Genomic DNA, 16,524 nt, shown 5'->3' on the forward strand with positions numbered 1-16,524 from the left:
GTGACGCAAGTAATTTATTACTTCACTTTTACTAACATATCCCTTTTGTTTGCAATCTCCTGGTTGTACCTCAACCCCCAGTCTCTCATGAGATTAATAATGGGTTCTAAGGTACGACCGAACTCCGTCAACGAATATTCAACCTTTGGCGGAACCTCTTTATAAACCTCCCTGTGTACTACTCCACCATCTTCTAATTCACGAAGCTGAAGGGTCAACATTCGCTGTGTGATATCTGGCATTAACCTGCGAAATTCATTAAAGCGCCTTGTCTCCGACAGTAAATGATATAAAATAACGCCCTTCCATTTACCTCCAACCACCTCTAATGTGGTTTCTACTGGACATCCGCGGGGGTCAGGACAAGATGGATACTCAGTATTAATACTTTTCATTTGTATGCCTCCATTCAAGTCTTAGTATAAAAAAGTACACTATACAACAAAAATGTGCGTACTTACATAAAGTAGCTAACTGCATTATTATAACAGAAGTCGGAACATAAACGGTAACCAACTCCCATTTTTATACCGTTAAAAAAACTCTAAAGACTTAGACGAGAGGATGAAATGTACTATGGAAACAATGAAGGCCGTTGGATTGCATCGTTATTTGCCTATTGAAAACCCAGAAAGTTTGTTGGATCTAAAAATTGAAAAGCCAGTTGCTACTGGCCGAGATCTACTCGTTCGTGTAAAAGCTGTGGCCGTTAATCCAGTTGATTACAAGGTTCGATCACCTAAAGAAAAGGTTGAAGAAAACCCCAAAGTTTTAGGCTGGGACGTGGCGGGTATTGTTGAAGAAGTTGGCCCGGATTGCACGTTGTTCCGTCCAGGTGATGAGGTTTATTACGCTGGTGACATTACTCGGCAAGGGGGTAATAGTGAATTCCATCTTATTGACGAGAGAATTGTAGGGAAAAAGCCAAAATCTTTGGACTTTGCACAAGCTGCTGCCCTGCCGTTAACGACGCTGACTGCTTACGAGGCATTGTTTGAACGAATGAACATTAGTCGTGAACCCAACGAAAATAAGAATAAAGCGATTCTTATCATTGGAGCAGCAGGCGGAGTCGGATCTATAGCTGTCCAATTAGCAAAATGGGCTGGACTGACCGTTATTGGAACTGCCTCCAGACCTGATTCCGTTGCTTGGGCAAAAGAGCAAGGGGCTGACTACACCATCAACCACTTCGAGGAGTTCGTCCCCCAATTAAAGCAGTTAGGATATGAAACCGTTCCGTACATTCTTTGTCTTAACGCAACAGCTAAGCATTGGAAAAACATGGCGAACGCGATTGCACCTCAAGGAACCATTTGCTCAATCGTTGCAGACGGGCCGCTTGATATGCTCTCGCTAGTAAACAAAAGTGCAACCTTTGTTTGGGAGTGGATGTTTACAAGAGCCATGTTTCAAACGGAAGACATGATTCAACAACACATGCTCTTGAACGAAGTAGCTGATTTAATTGATAGTAAAAAGATAAAAACTACCCTGAGCGAACGACTTTCCCCTATCCATGCTGAGAATTTACGAAAAGCTCATTCATTGCTGGAAACGGGCAGAGTTATTGGTAAAATTGCCATTGAAAATTTTTAATGCACTCAAAAACGATATCAGAAATTCCAAACCCTACTAAAAGGAAGTGCTTATCATGAACCTGATTCAACTCTCAGAACATGTATATAAATGTGAATCTGTAGTCACTGAACCTATCCATATCCCTGTCAATACTTGGTTAATTAAAGATCATGATGATGTTTATATCATCGATACAGGTCTAGAAGGATTAGTAGATGCTCAAATGAGGGCAGCCACAGCTATTGGTACTCCCAAAGCCATTCTACTTACCCATGGCCACAGTGATCATATTCAAGGTGCTGCGAAGTGGTTAGAGAAGTTCAATATTCCTATATATGCCCATGAGAAAGAACTTATATATATCAATGGAGAAGCACCTTATCCGAACTTCAATACCCTTGAGAATACAGGGGTAGCCAATAGGGTTCTGCCATTAACAGAGCAAACACTTGCAAACCTGCCTATCCAATACTATCTAACACCTGGGCACTCTCCTGGGCATGTCATCTACCATCATGAAACGGACAATGTACTTCTAACAGGAGATCTCTTTATTACAAGTAAGGAGGATTTACATCCACCCATTAGAAGTTTTAGCATCGATATCAACGAGAACATCGATAGCGCCGTTATTATTGATGAAATCAAACCCGCACTACTCAGCTCATCACATGGACATGAACTTCTCTACAATGATGAATTGTATGCAAATCATGTGCTACGGTATCGAGACTAAAAAAGTCAATATATCCAATGAAGAGGGGATTCAGAATGATACATGAATGGCGTGAATATACAATAGCTCCAGGTAAATCTGCTGATTTACACAAGCGGTTTGAGGAAGTAACAGAGCCCCTATTTAAAAAACATGGGATAAAAGCGCTTGGATACTGGAATGTCGTAGTCGGTGAAAATCCAAAACTGGTTTATCTTTGTGAATTCGAAGATCTCTCCCATCGAGAACGAGCGTGGGCTTCCTTTTTTAGCGATCCCGAATGGATTGCCGGTCGTGCGGCGTCAGAGAAGAATGGGCCTCTAACACTAAAAGTCGTCAATTCTATTTTATCGCCGACGAAATATTCAGCGATACAATAATCGGAGCTGTTAACTCTAATCCCGATTTAAATGACTGAATAATCTGATAACTTAAAATGTCTTCCCTCTGACTGCTGCTGTGTGCAGCGGTTCGGGTGATCGATGAGGAAGACAGCCATCCTATGTTGAGATCATATAGCCTATTCAGTTTAAGCAACAGAAATTTTCCATGCTTGTTCTTTCAAAAATAAGGATTCGGTAAGCCGTTTCCTCAATTTGATATGCTTTCTTCGCCCTTGGTAAGCAGGCTAATGGCCTTCGCGATAGCTTCCCTTGTCTCGTTTGGCGTTTTCAATGCATCAGGATCGTACGATGGGCCAAAAGGATTTGTTGGCGTCCAGGCAGTAGCTAAGACCATGATAGCAGTTAAAAGAAAACCAGGGGTGAAGGTCATTCCTACCTGACCGGCGCTTTGCGCATTCATCAGCTGATTTATTTTCTTTTGTTGGACGGACGCACGGTCAGTTAAGTTAACGGCCTTCTGTTCTAACGCGTACCATGCCATTAATCGAAATAAATCGGGATTTGACATCGCAAAATCGAAAACCCTTGCTGCATAACCGGGAAGATCATCAGGTGTGAAGGGTTCTTCATAAACGCGTGTCAGGTTATTCAGAAGAACGGTTGTAAAGAGCGTCTCTTTATTTTCAAAATAAATATAGATCATATTCTTATTGCATCCGGCATTTTTGGCAATGCGATCAACACGTGCGCCCGCAATCCCATAGGAGGAGAACTCCTCCATAGCTGCCTCTAAAATCCGGGCTTTTGTTGCTTCTGCGTTTTTCAAAATTCGTCCCTCCATGTTCAAGCATCAGTATTTAAAATATATCATACGGTTAATATTATTGACAAACCATTTAGTTAGATGTAATTTATAACTAACTAGATGGTTATATACATCTGGAAACCTAATGGAAGGAGGAATTCTCGATGTCACAAGCTACCACAAAGAATACCTTTGTTACAGGAGGAAGTCGCGGCATTGGCCGAAGCACTGTACTAAGCCTTGCAAAACGCGGTGTTGATTTGATTTTCACATACAAGTCGAATCAGGAAGAAGCAGAAAAAGTCGTCTCCTTGGCGCATGACAGTGCGGGCTAGCATTATCACAGTCTCCATTGCTAGGTTCAAGCATTCTGGCGAATGGTCGCTTAATTCTATTTGCTTCAAATAACACTGTCTAGACACTTTACTTTAAAAGTTAATGGGTGACTTAGACTAGATACATTAAATTATAAAAGGAGGTAACTCTGATGAAACTTTCAGGGAACACGATACTAATCACTGGTGGAGGTTCTGGAATTGGTTTAGCTTTTGCAGAGCGGTTTATTAAAGCTGGCAATACGGTTATTGTCTGCGGACGACGCGAAAGTGTTCTGCAGGAGGCTAAGGAGAAGTTCCCAAGTCTCATTACTCGAGTCAGTGATCTTGGGCTTGAATCTGAGCGTACAGCGTTGTTTGACTGGGTGACCACGAATTATCCAGACGTCAACGTACTGGTGAACAATGCGGGGATTGGGGACCAGTTTCATGTGTTGAAAGAAAAAGAGAATTGGAGCTATTACAACAGTGAAATTGCGATCAACTTTGAAGCCCCTGTCCATCTTTCTCTGCTGTTCGCACCATTTTTTTCAACAAAACAAGATACGGCTATTGTGAATGTTACATCTGGGTTGGCTTTCACCCCCCTAGCAATTAGCCCAATTTATTCAGCAACAAAGGCGGCACTACATTCCTTTACGATGAGTCTAAGACACCAACTTTCCGATGCATCTGTAGAAGTCATTGAAGTGGCTCCGCCGGCAGTTCAAACGGCCTTCACCCGTAATAATGGAGAGCCTTTAGATGCTTTCGCGGATGGAATTTTCCAGGGATTTGAAGAAGGTAAACAGGAGATTGGCTATGGCTCTTCCATGAATCGCCTGCGCATGTCACGTGACGAAATCGACATATACGTAGAGAAAATGTATCAAGCGATGAAAGGTGCCATTGAATAATTTTGTTACAATAGGGGCTGCCTTATCAGCGGATTTAACCGCTCTAAGGACAGCCCCTTGAGGTTTCGTGCTTCCATGCTCCTATCCTTCAAAAATCTAAATATAAATCGGCTCTATACCGCCATTTGCGGATTCCTAAAGCCCGTAAGAGGGCGGGAACTAGGGGAATATACGACTTGAAAATGAGGACTGGATTAAGCTAACGAGCAGTCATGTTCAATAACATGTGTGTACAAATTAAATAGAGATTAGTAATATGGTGAGGATGTGTTTTGACCAAGTGAGACAAGAAATGGGGCGGAACTCGATGATTCAATCGATTATATAAGGGCGGCTAAGGATAATGGTTTAGTTGCAATAAGATGTAATTTATTATTTTATTAAGAAGACGAATTATCTCAAGCTGATATCATTATAGATGACTTAATTGAACTAAAGCATTAATATCATAATTTGCAAACGGTAGATGTTAGCGAACTGCAAATAGTGGTAAAACGGAGAATGGAATTAAGGTAAGTATGAAAAGGTATATTGATAAGACGGGAGCGCAGTATGTACACTAAATCCGGTCTTATTTTTGTAATCATCATTCAGATACCTTTTGGTATCCGCTCGTGTATATCTAAATCAAACGGAGAGGAGTGATGTGAGATGTCATATACATATATTGGGAAAATTACGCATTTAACGCGCTATCCGGTTAAGTCGATGGCGGGCGAGGCGATGAAGCGTGCACCGATTGCGCCCTACGGCTTGTACGGCGACCGAAGCCACGCGTTGATCGATAACGACAAGGAAGGCTGGGATAGCTTCATTACAGCGCGGCGGTATCCACAGATGCTGGGCTATACCGCTTCGCTGCCAGACAGCGGCGGAACGAAAGAAGCATTTCCAGAGGTGCAGATCGCTGCACCAGACGGACGTCTGCTGCATTGGACGGACGATTTGCTAGAAGAGCTCGGGGGATTCCCAAACCGCTCAATTTCACTGAAGCGGCATCGCCCGGACAGCAAGGAGCTGCTCGCTGTCGATGCCGGAGGGCTGCTGCTCATTACGGATCGCTCGTTGCGGAAGATCGAGGAGCGGATGGGCGCCCCGGTTGATCCGCGCCGATTCCGTGCGAACATCATGATTGAGCTGGATGAAGACGCTGCCGAAGATGAGTATGCATGGGTTGGATCGCGGCTCCATCTAGAGGACGGTACGGTATTGGAGGTCGTCGAGCCATGTGAGCGATGCATGCTCGTGACGCTCGATCCCGATACGCGTGAGCGAAACAACGCAGTGCTGCTGGCGGTGAAGGATGTGATGAACCTGCAGTTCGGTGTGTATGCATCCGTCATCCGTACGGGCGAAGTGGCGGTCGGGGACAAGCTGTACATGGAGAAAATCGATACCGCTTCATCATAATGTACGGCTAGGCAAATCCTGCCACGCTCGACGAGGGAGACAGGCTACTTCGGTAGCCTGTCTTTTTTAACATATGGTAATGGATTAAAAAACTATAGAAAAGGCAGCAGTTCTATAAATCGTTCAACGAACGGGACACTATAATTTAATCATTACATGATGGCAGCCGGAATACGATCGGCTGCCTATCTCTGTTGAAAAAAAGAAGAGGTCACCCTCTTCTTGACGATTTTGATATTAATTAAATTAAACTTCCACAAGCTCTGGTCTTTTGATTTGTAGAGGAGGAGGAATTAACCATCCTTTCTCCTTGCTCATCTTTAGTATTTTTAACCCAATCGCTGCTTTGGTTGTATGATACTTAGTGAATAGGGCTCCAATGTCTTCACGTGTTACCTTACCCATAATTTGACTACAAGCAATTAAACTAACTGAAGTAGCAGCACCAAGCATAGCAGCTATTTCTTGATCAGAGAATCTAACACCTACTGGGATATCTTCTAATTTGGTTTCAGGTCTATCGGGTAATGCTGGAGGAGGCATGATACCATTATCGATTAAAATAGAATCGCACTCGCTGATTTCAAGCTCAGCCTGGTTAATGATATCGCCAATTATTTTCTTGAGATCTTTATCACCTGCATGATATTGACATGCTCGGTTGGCAGAAACACAACCTTTTGCAGCCATCGAGAACTGCCATATATCATAGATCTCTCCGTAATGTAATGGTTCATCTTTTTGATTGCCGGATAAAATACCCATATAGTCGCAACTCCTACTTTTTAGATTTTATAGCGATCAAGTTTCTCAGTGAGTAAGTGACTTAGAATGATTACATTCTAACTCTGCTGAGAATAAATGATGGCACAAATGAAGCAAATATGCTTTGAACCCTTTCTTTGTCTCGTATTTTCACAACAGACACATTTCATGGTGTCGTTCACCTCCGAGTGTATTATGTCCGATGGTTAATTACGGATATTCATGGTACAAAAAATTGAATACGGATAGCCATGAGCGAATATAAAGAATCCCTTCAGACGCGAAGTCATTTACTCAGTTGCTGAATCGGTTGGTTCAGTAACAGCGGTGACCCATGGTGCTAGTTAAAAGAGGATTTTGAAACACTTGGCGATGGTCTACGATGCCTACCGCAATTGACGCAAGTTTGGAAGGGGATTTATCCCAACTGGGCGAAAGGTATTGTGAGCGGAGTACTCGGAAGAATGATATCGGAAGGAGACAATGAAGGAAGTATGGCTAGCGACCAAATCTATACGATTGGGCACGTCTCGCGGATCTGTGGGATCTCCATCCAAACGTTGAGATATTACGATAAACTCGGGTTAATTTGTCCCAGCCGGACAGATCCCTTCACCCAATATCGATCGATACTATTCGAATATGGATATACTATTAGTCAAAATCGTACAAGATTTAAAAAGCTACCGTTTCTCATTAGAGGAGATCGGGAACATTTTGAAACAGAAAGGGATCGAAGGGCTATCGGAAGCCTTGGAAGGTAAAAAGCTAGAGACACTGGCAGAAATCAAGCGGCTTCAAGTATCAGTAGCCTCCATGGAATGGCGACTGGAACATGGATAGTCTGAGAGGCTTAAACAAAAAGCTTAGCTATGAAGGGTTATTGATTGAATTGAAGCAAATGGTGGATCGTACTGTCGCTTTCGAAAGGAGGCTCCCGATCACCCATTCGTACGAACATTGCCAGCAGGCGCTTATATAACAGCAACTTACAGCGGCCCACCAACGAGAATTTTTGCTTATGTTGCGAACCCAAACATACCTTGCCACATTTCAATACTTCATGTCTTGCTATTCCTGCAACAATTAAATCAGTTTTCTAGGACCCATGTTGACTTTCTTGCGTAATTTGGAAAATAAGCATAAATGGATTAGTTAGATAACGAGATGCCAGAGAAAAACCAAGGCAAAGCATAAAGAGAAAATAAAATTAAGTATGAAATTATTTTTGATGTCTGTAATGATTTGGCGGCATGCCGACAAGCTTTTTAAACGCTTTTGAAAATGTGAATACATCAGGGTATCCGATGGATTGAGCGATTTCCGCCAAATTATTTTCCGTTTCGGTGAGCATGGATTTGGCTGTTTTCATTTTCAATTGCTGCAAATATTGGACAGGTGTAACGCCGAACGATTTACGAAATGATTTACTGAAATGGGTTCGGTCAACTCCTACATATTTTGATATTTCGTTAACTGTAATTCCTTCTGCAAAATGCATATTCATATAAGAAATTCCTTTTTCCAACCACGACTCCGAACCCTGATCTTTGTATCCTGGTTGGTCTGCCCTTTCAATTAACTCGCCTATAATGCCTAAAAATTCACTTGATTTCAACAAATCTGAACCAGGAGTTTCGCCCTTGCGTACCAAATGGAAAAATGCTTCCAGACTTTTTTCAATTTCCATGTCAAATGCATGTGCTAAGAAGGGATAACTGGGCCTAAGACCAATCTTATCCAAAACATCAAGAGCCAATTTGCCGTCGAAGGCAATCCAAGCGAGCTTAAGCGGCCAATCGGCTGATGTGTAATATTCATGAGTTAATTGAGGGAAAAGACAAAATAGATCGCCTCTATTTAAAATGTAGCTTTGACCTTCATGAAAGAAGAGCCCAGTCCCGTCCAGGACGAAGTGCAGGCTGTAATAGGTGGTGGTACGAGGACCGACGTGGTAGTTCGGTTTTGTATGATTTCTCCCTAGCCGGATTGGCCAAATGGCGTTTGCCTGTTCGAAGGCCGATGGCGTAAATAAATGAATTTCAATCAATTGGATGTCATCTGCCTGCCAATAAGGGTTAGTCAGCTCTTTAGTGCTCACCTTCATACATCCTCCATTGTTTGCAATTTCTTTATCCTAGTATAAGAATGCAAAGATGTAAAAACAAGAGATATACCGCAAAATGACAAATATTTATGCCGCTTTATGACATTTACCTCATATCTATTAACTGATATATTCAAATAACAGACAATTCATATATAAATAGTCGGTTTTGTCGTCCGGACAACTGGAGACATGTGTGATGCGCATATTAGGCATCGCCATGTCTTTTTGCATTTTTCTGAAGCGAAAAGTCATTTGCGAGAAGGGATGAGAGAGTTTGGGAACAGTTGAGTTTGGTTGGTTCATTCCCACAACAGGAGATGGCCCGCATATCGGTGTGAAACCAGAGAGGGAATCAACGTCAGAATATATGGTGAAAGTGGCACAAGAGGCGGAAAAAGCAGGCTATGAATTCGCCCTGATTCCGACGGGAGGCGATTGTTTAGATGCGTGGATTGTCGGTTCTTGGATCGCTTCACAAACGAAGAACTTCAAGTCGCTCGTGGCCATGCGGCCAGGGCTGATGTCTCCGATCCTAGCTGCCCGAATGGGGGCAACCTTGGATCGAGTCAGCCGCGGCCGAGCTCTCTTTAATATCGTTACCGGCCATTATCCCGACGACCTGCGCGCAACCGGAGATCTCGTTCATATCAGTCATGATGAGCGATATGATCGGACTCGGGAATTCGTTGAGATCGTAAAGAGTGTCTGGAACGATGAGGAACAAGCCGGCTTCAATTACAAAGGAGAATATTATGAAATCCAAGGCGGACTCAGCCGTCCTATGCCGCAGCAGCAGCCTTATCCGCCGCTTTACTTTGGTGGTAGCTCCCCTGCTGGAAAGCGCGTTGCAGCGGAGATGGCGGATGTGTATCTCATGTGGGCAGAACCTCTTTCTTGGATAAAAGAGCAAATCGTAGAGATGGAGGGGCACCTGCAGGAGTTGAAGCAGTCCAAAGGCATCCAGCGCAAATTACGCTACGGGTTAAGGGCGCAAATTGTGGTAAGAGAAACGGAGGAGGAAGCGTGGAAAGCGGCTTGGGATATTATCAGCAAGGCTGATCCGAAGCTGCGAAATTCAGCCGAAAAACTTCATGCTCGTACAGACGCCACCAACCAAAAGCGTCAGATGGATTTATGGAATCAGTCGAAAGAGCAGGATTATGTGATCGGGCCCAATTTATGGTCCGGCTTGTCGGCTATCCGTGGTGGTGGTGCGGTCGCATTTGTTGGCACTCCAGATCAAATTGCCGAGCGCATCCTGGAATTTGTCGATATTGGAATCAGTACGTTCATTTTATCGGGTTATCCTCATTTGGAGGAAGCTCGCAGGTCGGGGGAAGCAGTTCTACCGCTAGTCAAGAGCCGATTGCAGGCAAGAAACGCGGCTTATGGCGGATAAACGACACTCATTATTATTGGGGGCATAAAGATGGGAAAAAGATACCGAATTGCTGTCATCGGGGCAGGAGATATGGGCGGAAATCACGTGAGGGGATGGGTCGCAGCCGGACATCATGTCATTTCCGTAACGGACGTGGACCAACCGCGAGCTGAGCAGCTTGCGAAGCGTTATAATGTTCCGCATGTATATGCAGATTATCGTGAAGCGCTTGAGGATGCAACTGTGGACATCGTTTCCGTTTGCCTGCCGCTAAAGTTTCATGCTTCGGTCACTATCGATGCAGCGGCAAAAGGAAAACATGTATTTTGTGAAAAGCCACTTGCCAGTTCCTTTGTAGATGCACAAAATATGGAGGAAGCTGTCAAACGTGCGGGCGTGCAATTCGGCATCGGTTTTCAACGTAACCTTGCCAAAGGTGTTACGACGATTAAACAATGGGCGGAAGAGGGGAAATTCGGACATCCCCTTGTTTTCAGCTCCGATTTGATGCAGGAAGTTCGGCCTAAGATTGCCATGCATGACAAGAATGGCAATAAAGGCCCGTTTGTCGATGCTTGTTGCCATTACTTTTACATGTGGAATACGGTCTTTCAATCAAAACCGCAACGTCTGTATGCACGGGGCGGAATTTTCGGTAAGGACAGGCCCGAAATCGCTCACTTTAACGAGCTTGCAGTCGATACCGGCGTCGTCATCGTCGAATATGAATCGGGCGATATCGCGACGATGTCCGTTTCTTGGGGATTGGCGAAAAACACCCGAATGAAGAGTCGGCCGGATCGCATCTTTGGACCCAGCGGTGGCGCTGAGGGAGCATTCAATGAGTTTGGCAGCGAAGTCCATATCGATCTGTTCTCTGGAGACGGCAAAGAGACGATCGTGATCGAAAAAGAAGATCTCTTTGAGAGGCAATTGAGGTTATTTGCGGATGTGATTACGGAAGGACGTCCCGCACCGATCGGGTTTGCTGAAGGCAACGAACTGCTTGCGTTATCGTTCGCCGTTCTCGAGTCCATCGAAACAGGAAAAATTATCGAATTACATAGCAAAACCGGAGGTGGAGGAAGTCAGTGAACCGTTTTGCAGCGCATCTGGAAATGAACTTTGGAAATGAGCGTTCCTTCGGCGAACGGTGGCAAACAGCTGCCGCAAATCACTTTGCAGGCTGTGAATTTGTATGGAGGCTGCATGATGTGACCGAAGTCTTGGAACTTCAGGAAAAATATAAGATGCGAGTAGCCTGCTTGGGCGGAACGACGGGTTTCGCAAGCGGGGGCGAACGTCCTGTTCTAACTCGGCCGGAGGACCGGGAGTGGCTCGTGGAAGATGTTCAGAAGGCAATCGGCTACGCTCAGATGACAAGTAGTCCTTATCTTGTTTTTGTGCCTGGAAACCTGAACCCGGATTGGAGTTTGGAACGGCATAGGGAGGAAGCGTTACAATCATTTGCTGCAGTCGTTCCCTATTTAGAGAAGGCGGGAGTCACTGCAGTTCTGGAGCCGCTTAACAGCAAGGTGGATCATCCGGGAATTTATTGCGATACCTTTTCCGAAGCCGCCCGCTTGATAGAGCAAATTGGGAGTCCCAACGTCAAGATTTTGTATGACATCTACCATATGCAAATGATGGGGGAGCAGCTGGTAGACTCTATTGAGACACATCATTCATTGATTGGCCATTATCATGCGGCACGAGTACCTGGGCGGAACGAGCCTCTTGGCGGGGATGAGAGCTTGCAGGCGGCATTGCAGGCGATCGAGAAAACCGGGTATGAGGGATTTATCGGATTGGAATACAAGCCGACCGGACTTGCCGAGGAATCTTACAGGGAGCTTCGAGTGCAATATCCATCTTTTTTTCATGATTGAATGATGCTGATGCGTCTTAGTCTTATATCGCAATTGATGATCTCAATAAGGAGGATTGTTAGTTTTGAGAAAAATGATCATGAGTATAGCGGCACTAGCTTTGTTTAGTGGTGTTGCTCTTGCGGGCTGCTCCCAACGTACAGGAGTAGGCGTCAATACGCCCCCGGATAAAACCGCCAACAGTCAAACTATTGTGAGCGGTGTGGCAAAAAGCGGAGACGGGGAGAAAATTAAACTTTCCTTTTATAGCACCATTGCGTTGCCTTCGGCGCAGGAAGTCGTGAGAAGTATCACAAGCGACTTTATGAATGAAAACCCCAACATTCAAGTTGAGCTTCAATTTCCCGGTTCCGAATATGAAAATATGTTGAAAGTTAAAATGGGAGCAAACGATTTGCCGGATGTTTTTGATACGCATGGTTGGGCGGTCACCCGTTACGGCAAGTTTTTGGCCGACCTGAAAGACCAGCCTTGGGCTGAACATTTGACCGATACCATAAAGCCGGTTGTGACCGATAAGGACGGTAAAGTGTATGCCCTTGTTTTGAGTGAAGCGAAAGTGGGGATATCCTACAATGCGGAAATTCTAGAAAAGTATCAAATCAAACCTCCCAAGACTTATGACGAATTGATGGCAGCGGCTGAAACGATCAAAACCCAAAGTAAAGGGGATGTAACGCCGTTCTTTGTATCCGGTGTCGACGGCATGACCGGACAATTCCAGGATTTGTTTGCAGTCCCTCTCTTTCTCAGCCAAGAGAAAAACGACGCACAAAGTTTGCTGGACGGCAGCTTTGATTGGAACAAATATACCAAACTTGCGCAAATGATGCTGGACTTGAAAAAGAAAGGTTATATCAACGAGGATGTGAGTACTGCGAAAAAAAGTGACATTGCCCAGCGCATGGCTCAAGGAAAAATCGCTTTTGTAACGGGTGAGCCTACTTGGGCGGACGACGCCAGAAAGATCAATCCCAACATAAAAATCGGCTTGATCCCCGTTCCTTCCGTTCAGCCCGGCGACACACCGACATTTACGGGCGGGGAGCGTTATACGATGGGGGTATGGAAGGATGGCAAACACTTGGCGGAATCGAAGAAATTGCTTGCCTTCTTTGCAAAGCCTGATAATATGGCGAAGCTCGCCAATGTGACCAAGGTGCCTCCGGGTTTGAAAGGGATTGAAGCCAAGCATGAATTCTCGGATTTCTATAAGCAGTATGCCGATATTCGCGTTTTCCCATTTTTTGACCGGGTTTATCTCCCGAACGGCATGTGGGACGTCATGACCCGTGACGGTACTTCACTGATTTCCGAGAAAGTAACGACGAATCAATACACCGAAAAAATGAAACAGGAATACGAACGTCTTCGCAACAAATAAATAGCGGGATGGGGGAGGGGCTTCCTCCCTTGTCCCATACTTATGACTGGAGTGGCGGCAATGGAGAAAGCAAACACGAAACTGAAGCTGGACGATCAGGAATGGCGGCCTCGAACAACGCAGATCGGGCGATGGATCCAAAGCGGCATTTTGATGAATCTGCTGTATTTGCCGGCGCTCATTTTGTTCATCGTATTTATTTTTTATCCGTTTCTCAAAGGAATTCAAATATCATTCACCAATTGGAACGGATATGACCAGGATTACAAATGGATTGGTGCTCAAAACTATGCAAAATTATTGAAAGACCCGGATTTCGGGAGAGTCGTCTTAAATACGCTAATTTATGGCTTAGGAAGCACCTTGTTTCAGAATTTGCTCGGTTTGCTCTATGCCTTGTTTCTCAATATGAATATTCGCTTGCGCGGCGTAGTAAGAACGGTTGTCTACTTGCCGGTCATCATCAGTTCTTTGATTATGGGTTATATTTGGTATTTTTTCTTTCAGTTTCAGAATGGGGCGATTAATGACATCTTGCTCCTCTTCATGGATAAGCCTGTAAATTTACTGGGTAATCCCCAAATTAACGTTTGGATTATTACCTTTGTCAATACGTATCAATATCTCGGCATTGCTATGGTGCTGTTTTTGGCCGGCTTGCAGTCCATTCCGAAATCATATGTAGAAGCTGCCACGATTGACGGGGCTGGAGCATTTTCGCGTTTTATACACATTACCTGGCCGCTAATCGCACCGGCGTTTACGGTTAGCATCGTGCTGAATCTGATTGGAGGATTAAAGCTGTTCGACGTGATCGCGGCGTTGACGAACAGTGGTCCGGGATATGCTTCTGCATCGATGTCCACGTTTATGTATTTGCTCTATTTTGGAAGAGAGGACGCAGGGTACGCCGCTACCATAGGCATCGTGATGTTTGTCTTGATTTCCTTCACCAGCATCTTTACGCTCGTTTTGTTAAGAAGAAGAGAGGTCGAGGCATGAAAAGTAAAAAATACATCTTCCTCTCGCTGTTCATCTGTCTGATTCATATTTTACCTTTCTATATTTTATTAACTACATCGTTTAAAGCAATGGATGACTTAAGCTCTAAATGGATACTGCCGGGCTATGCGTATTTGGACAATTTCGCCAATGCATGGCAGAGAGCGAATCTGGGAATAGCCTTCAAGAACAATATGTTGATTACTGTGATTTCCATTGTCCTGGTTGTAATCTTGGGCTCCATCGCTGGATTTCCTTTGTCCAGACGGCAAACGATATGGAACAAGTTCGTTTATATTCTATTTGTTTCTGCTTTAATCGTACCGCCGTTAACTAGTCTGGTTCCGCTTTATAAATTCATGGTCGATCTTGGCGGGATGAACCAGTATTGGGGTATTATTCTTTTGCATACGACATTTCATTTGCCCATGACCATATTTCTATATACGGGCTTCATTTCGACAATTCCGAGGGAGCTGGACGAGGCGGCTATGATTGACGGTGCCGGAAGGCTATTACTGTTTTACCGGATTATTATGCCTCTATTGAAACCGATTACTGCATCGGTCGTCATTTTACACGGTGTATCGATATGGAACGATTTTCAGTTCTCGGTATTTTTCTTGCAGAAAACGGAGTTAATGACGATCACGGTATCGTTATCGAGATTCTTTGCAGAGGATGGGAATCAAGTCGGATGGGTGGCTGCTGGCGCGTTATTGGGCGCATTGCCGGTAATTGTGGCTTATTTGTTCTTGCAGAAGTATTTTATCTCAGGGCTTTCAGCAGGTGCAGTGAAAGGATGATATTTCAATCAAAGGCGGGAATCTCCATGAAGATCGGGTTTTATCATTCTTGTTTCGGTGAATGGCCGCTAGACAAAACATTCGCCTGGGCTAAACAAAACGGGTTTTACGGAATTGAACTGCACGGCGGGAACCGCTATAGATTCATTGATTGGAAAGCCTTATCAGAAGGTCGGAATACTTCGGAATTCATGAACCTGCAGGAGAAATACGAAATGCCGATTACGGGCATTATGCACGGGGCTCTTCCCTACCTTTCGCCTGATCCTGCGAAGAGGGAGCACGCAATCGAAACGCTCATCACATTGATCCGGGCTGCTGCGAATACAGGAGTGAAAATCGTTTCGACCTTCACCGGCAGAGATTCGGACAAGACGGTAGAGGAAAATCTGGATCTGTTCGGACAAGTGTTTCCAAGGATCGCAGAAATCGCCGAGAAACATGACGTGACAGTCGCATTTGAAAACTGCCCAATGTATGAATTCTGGCCGCCGGTGTACAACATTGCCGTCTCCCCGTATTTGTGGAATGAACTGTTCGCGAGGGTACCATCCAAAGCATTCGGTTTGAATATCGATCCATCCCATCTCGTATGGCAGGGCATCGACTACGTGCAGGCGGTATACGACTTCAAGGACCGTATCGTACTTGCCCAGGCCAAGGATACGGAAGTACTCCCGAACGTTCTCCGGACGCAGGGCATGCTGACCATGAAATGGTGGCGGCACCGTATTCCGGGGCAGGGAGACGTGGATTGGAATAAATTTATAACAGCTTTACATGAAATCGGTTATGACGGCGTTCTGAGCATCGAGCATGAAGATCCGATCTGGACGGGAACCGATAAGAAGGTGCAACAAGGACTACTGCTGGCGAAGCGCCATCTTGAACAATTCATTTGGGACGTTGAAGAACATAATAGTGTCCGATATTATTGATGGGATTTGTCGTCCGGATAACTGGAGACACGAGTGATGCACATTAGGAGCATCATCGTGTCTTTTTATGTTCCAAGGAAAGCTTCAATTTGAGTAGGGACGTTGGTTATGAGTTTATGCATCATTATTTGTTTGATGGTCTGGCCGGTGGCGCGATCAAAGG

Annotated in this window: 18 protein-coding genes and 2 pseudogenes; 16 read left to right on the forward strand and 4 right to left on the reverse strand. The window is 44.7% G+C overall.

The features are described 5' to 3' along the window. Nucleotides 1–17: 17 nt before the first annotated feature. Nucleotides 18–395 carry a winged helix-turn-helix transcriptional regulator gene (locus O9139_RS27915; RefSeq protein WP_270884816.1) on the reverse strand — a complete coding sequence of 126 codons (378 nt, stop codon included), beginning with the start codon at nucleotides 393–395 and terminating at the stop codon, nucleotides 18–20. Between the two features lie 181 nt (nucleotides 396–576). Between O9139_RS27915 and O9139_RS27920 the strand changes: the two genes are divergently transcribed. Genes O9139_RS27920 through O9139_RS27930 form a run of 3 tightly spaced genes read left to right on the forward strand, consistent with a single transcriptional unit; the run spans nucleotide 577 to nucleotide 2,676 of the window. Continuing rightward, nucleotides 577–1,599, forward strand: coding sequence for a zinc-binding alcohol dehydrogenase family protein (locus tag O9139_RS27920; protein ID WP_270884815.1), 1,023 nt, complete (start codon nucleotides 577–579; stop codon nucleotides 1,597–1,599). Nucleotides 1,600–1,654: 55 nt separating this feature from the next. Beyond that, nucleotides 1,655–2,317 (forward strand): MBL fold metallo-hydrolase, encoded by a 663-nt coding sequence (locus O9139_RS27925; protein ID WP_270884814.1) that lies wholly within the window; start codon nucleotides 1,655–1,657, stop codon nucleotides 2,315–2,317. A 35-nt stretch (nucleotides 2,318–2,352) separates the two neighbouring features. After that, nucleotides 2,353–2,676 carry an NIPSNAP family protein gene (locus tag O9139_RS27930; protein WP_270885028.1) on the forward strand — a complete coding sequence of 108 codons (324 nt, stop codon included), beginning with the start codon at nucleotides 2,353–2,355 and terminating at the stop codon, nucleotides 2,674–2,676. Between the two features lie 211 nt (nucleotides 2,677–2,887). On the opposite strand, the gene O9139_RS27935 is transcribed toward O9139_RS27930, so the two are convergent. Beyond that, nucleotides 2,888–3,466 carry a TetR/AcrR family transcriptional regulator gene (locus O9139_RS27935; protein ID WP_270885029.1) on the reverse strand — a complete coding sequence of 193 codons (579 nt, stop codon included), beginning with the start codon at nucleotides 3,464–3,466 and terminating at the stop codon, nucleotides 2,888–2,890. Nucleotides 3,467–3,609: 143 nt separating this feature from the next. Between O9139_RS27935 and O9139_RS27940 the strand changes: the two genes are divergently transcribed. The 3 genes from O9139_RS27940 (at nucleotide 3,610) to O9139_RS27950 (ending at nucleotide 6,086) form a co-directional block, all read left to right on the forward strand. Further along, complete coding sequence (locus O9139_RS27940) at nucleotides 3,610–3,780, forward strand: SDR family NAD(P)-dependent oxidoreductase (protein WP_270885030.1); 171 nt, start codon at nucleotides 3,610–3,612, stop codon at nucleotides 3,778–3,780. 152 nt (nucleotides 3,781–3,932) lie between these two features. Continuing rightward, nucleotides 3,933–4,676, forward strand: coding sequence for an SDR family oxidoreductase (locus O9139_RS27945; RefSeq protein WP_270885031.1), 744 nt, complete (start codon nucleotides 3,933–3,935; stop codon nucleotides 4,674–4,676). 651 nt (nucleotides 4,677–5,327) lie between these two features. After that, complete coding sequence (locus tag O9139_RS27950) at nucleotides 5,328–6,086, forward strand: MOSC domain-containing protein (RefSeq protein WP_270885032.1); 759 nt, start codon at nucleotides 5,328–5,330, stop codon at nucleotides 6,084–6,086. Nucleotides 6,087–6,332: 246 nt separating this feature from the next. Here the strand turns inward: O9139_RS27950 and O9139_RS27955 are convergent, their stop codons facing one another. Continuing rightward, entirely contained in the window at nucleotides 6,333–6,851 is a 519-nt protein-coding gene (locus O9139_RS27955) for a DUF3231 family protein (protein WP_270885033.1), read from the reverse strand. Nucleotides 6,852–7,345: 494 nt separating this feature from the next. On the opposite strand from O9139_RS27955, the pseudogene O9139_RS33480 reads away from it, so the two are divergent. The 3 genes and pseudogenes from O9139_RS33480 to O9139_RS27960 form a co-directional block, all read left to right on the forward strand. Next, nucleotides 7,346–7,447, forward strand: a pseudogene (locus O9139_RS33480) (MerR family DNA-binding transcriptional regulator); the annotation flags it as partial. A 25-nt stretch (nucleotides 7,448–7,472) separates the two neighbouring features. After that, nucleotides 7,473–7,565: pseudogene (locus tag O9139_RS33485) on the forward strand (hypothetical protein); the annotation flags it as partial. Nucleotides 7,566–7,568: 3 nt separating this feature from the next. Continuing rightward, the gene (locus O9139_RS27960) at nucleotides 7,569–7,694 is read left to right on the forward strand and encodes a hypothetical protein (RefSeq protein ID WP_270885034.1); all 126 of its coding nucleotides are present in this window, start codon (nucleotides 7,569–7,571) and stop codon (nucleotides 7,692–7,694) included. A 379-nt stretch (nucleotides 7,695–8,073) separates the two neighbouring features. Here O9139_RS27960 and O9139_RS27965 read toward each other — a convergent pair whose 3' ends face one another. Beyond that, the gene (locus tag O9139_RS27965; protein ID WP_270885035.1) at nucleotides 8,074–8,952 is read right to left on the reverse strand and encodes a helix-turn-helix transcriptional regulator; all 879 of its coding nucleotides are present in this window, start codon (nucleotides 8,950–8,952) and stop codon (nucleotides 8,074–8,076) included. 283 nt (nucleotides 8,953–9,235) lie between these two features. On the opposite strand from O9139_RS27965, the gene O9139_RS27970 reads away from it, so the two are divergent. The 7 genes from O9139_RS27970 (at nucleotide 9,236) to O9139_RS28000 (ending at nucleotide 16,361) form a co-directional block, all read left to right on the forward strand. Next, nucleotides 9,236–10,360: an LLM class flavin-dependent oxidoreductase gene (locus O9139_RS27970; protein ID WP_270885036.1), complete on the forward strand. Its 1,125-nt coding sequence runs from the start codon at nucleotides 9,236–9,238 to the stop codon at nucleotides 10,358–10,360. 30 nt (nucleotides 10,361–10,390) lie between these two features. Then, nucleotides 10,391–11,437, forward strand: a complete 1,047-nt coding sequence (locus O9139_RS27975; protein WP_270885037.1) for a Gfo/Idh/MocA family protein — start codon at nucleotides 10,391–10,393, stop codon at nucleotides 11,435–11,437. Next, nucleotides 11,434–12,231: a hydroxypyruvate isomerase family protein gene (locus O9139_RS27980; RefSeq protein ID WP_270885038.1), complete on the forward strand. Its 798-nt coding sequence runs from the start codon at nucleotides 11,434–11,436 to the stop codon at nucleotides 12,229–12,231. The genes O9139_RS27975 and O9139_RS27980 overlap by 4 nt, the downstream gene beginning before the upstream one ends. Before the next feature lie 73 nt (nucleotides 12,232–12,304). Then, the gene (locus tag O9139_RS27985; RefSeq protein ID WP_270885109.1) at nucleotides 12,305–13,615 is read left to right on the forward strand and encodes an ABC transporter substrate-binding protein; all 1,311 of its coding nucleotides are present in this window, start codon (nucleotides 12,305–12,307) and stop codon (nucleotides 13,613–13,615) included. 60 nt (nucleotides 13,616–13,675) lie between these two features. Further along, nucleotides 13,676–14,617, forward strand: coding sequence for a carbohydrate ABC transporter permease (locus tag O9139_RS27990; protein ID WP_377525239.1), 942 nt, complete (start codon nucleotides 13,676–13,678; stop codon nucleotides 14,615–14,617). Further along, a complete protein-coding gene (locus O9139_RS27995) occupies nucleotides 14,614–15,423 on the forward strand; it encodes a carbohydrate ABC transporter permease (RefSeq protein ID WP_270885039.1) in 810 nt (269 codons plus the stop codon). Before O9139_RS27990 ends, O9139_RS27995 begins: the two co-directional genes overlap by 4 nt. Further along, nucleotides 15,420–16,361, forward strand: coding sequence for a sugar phosphate isomerase/epimerase family protein (locus O9139_RS28000; RefSeq protein WP_270885040.1), 942 nt, complete (start codon nucleotides 15,420–15,422; stop codon nucleotides 16,359–16,361). The genes O9139_RS27995 and O9139_RS28000 overlap by 4 nt, the downstream gene beginning before the upstream one ends. Nucleotides 16,362–16,524 lie beyond the last annotated feature (163 nt).

Origin of the sequence: Paenibacillus aestuarii (assembly GCF_027789125.1) — a bacterium.
In the GTDB taxonomy this organism is placed as follows: domain Bacteria; phylum Bacillota; class Bacilli; order Paenibacillales; family NBRC-103111; genus Paenibacillus_E; species Paenibacillus_E aestuarii.

Coding starts and splice junctions, on each gene's coding strand:
- O9139_RS27915 (WP_270884816.1), bottom strand. CDS start 395: ATGAAAAGTATTAATACTGAGTATCCATCTTGTCCTGACCCCCGCGGA.
- O9139_RS27985 (WP_270885109.1), top strand. CDS start 12,305: ATGATCATGAGTATAGCGGCACTAGCTTTGTTTAGTGGTGTTGCTCTT.
- O9139_RS27990 (WP_377525239.1), top strand. CDS start 13,676: ATGGAGAAAGCAAACACGAAACTGAAGCTGGACGATCAGGAATGGCGG.
- O9139_RS27950 (WP_270885032.1), top strand. CDS start 5,328: ATGTCATATACATATATTGGGAAAATTACGCATTTAACGCGCTATCCG.
- O9139_RS27920 (WP_270884815.1), top strand. CDS start 577: ATGGAAACAATGAAGGCCGTTGGATTGCATCGTTATTTGCCTATTGAA.
- O9139_RS27925 (WP_270884814.1), top strand. CDS start 1,655: ATGAACCTGATTCAACTCTCAGAACATGTATATAAATGTGAATCTGTA.
- O9139_RS27930 (WP_270885028.1), top strand. CDS start 2,353: ATGATACATGAATGGCGTGAATATACAATAGCTCCAGGTAAATCTGCT.
- O9139_RS27940 (WP_270885030.1), top strand. CDS start 3,610: ATGTCACAAGCTACCACAAAGAATACCTTTGTTACAGGAGGAAGTCGC.
- O9139_RS27995 (WP_270885039.1), top strand. CDS start 14,614: ATGAAAAGTAAAAAATACATCTTCCTCTCGCTGTTCATCTGTCTGATT.
- O9139_RS27975 (WP_270885037.1), top strand. CDS start 10,391: ATGGGAAAAAGATACCGAATTGCTGTCATCGGGGCAGGAGATATGGGC.
- O9139_RS27945 (WP_270885031.1), top strand. CDS start 3,933: ATGAAACTTTCAGGGAACACGATACTAATCACTGGTGGAGGTTCTGGA.
- O9139_RS27955 (WP_270885033.1), bottom strand. CDS start 6,851: ATGGGTATTTTATCCGGCAATCAAAAAGATGAACCATTACATTACGGA.
- O9139_RS28000 (WP_270885040.1), top strand. CDS start 15,420: ATGATATTTCAATCAAAGGCGGGAATCTCCATGAAGATCGGGTTTTAT.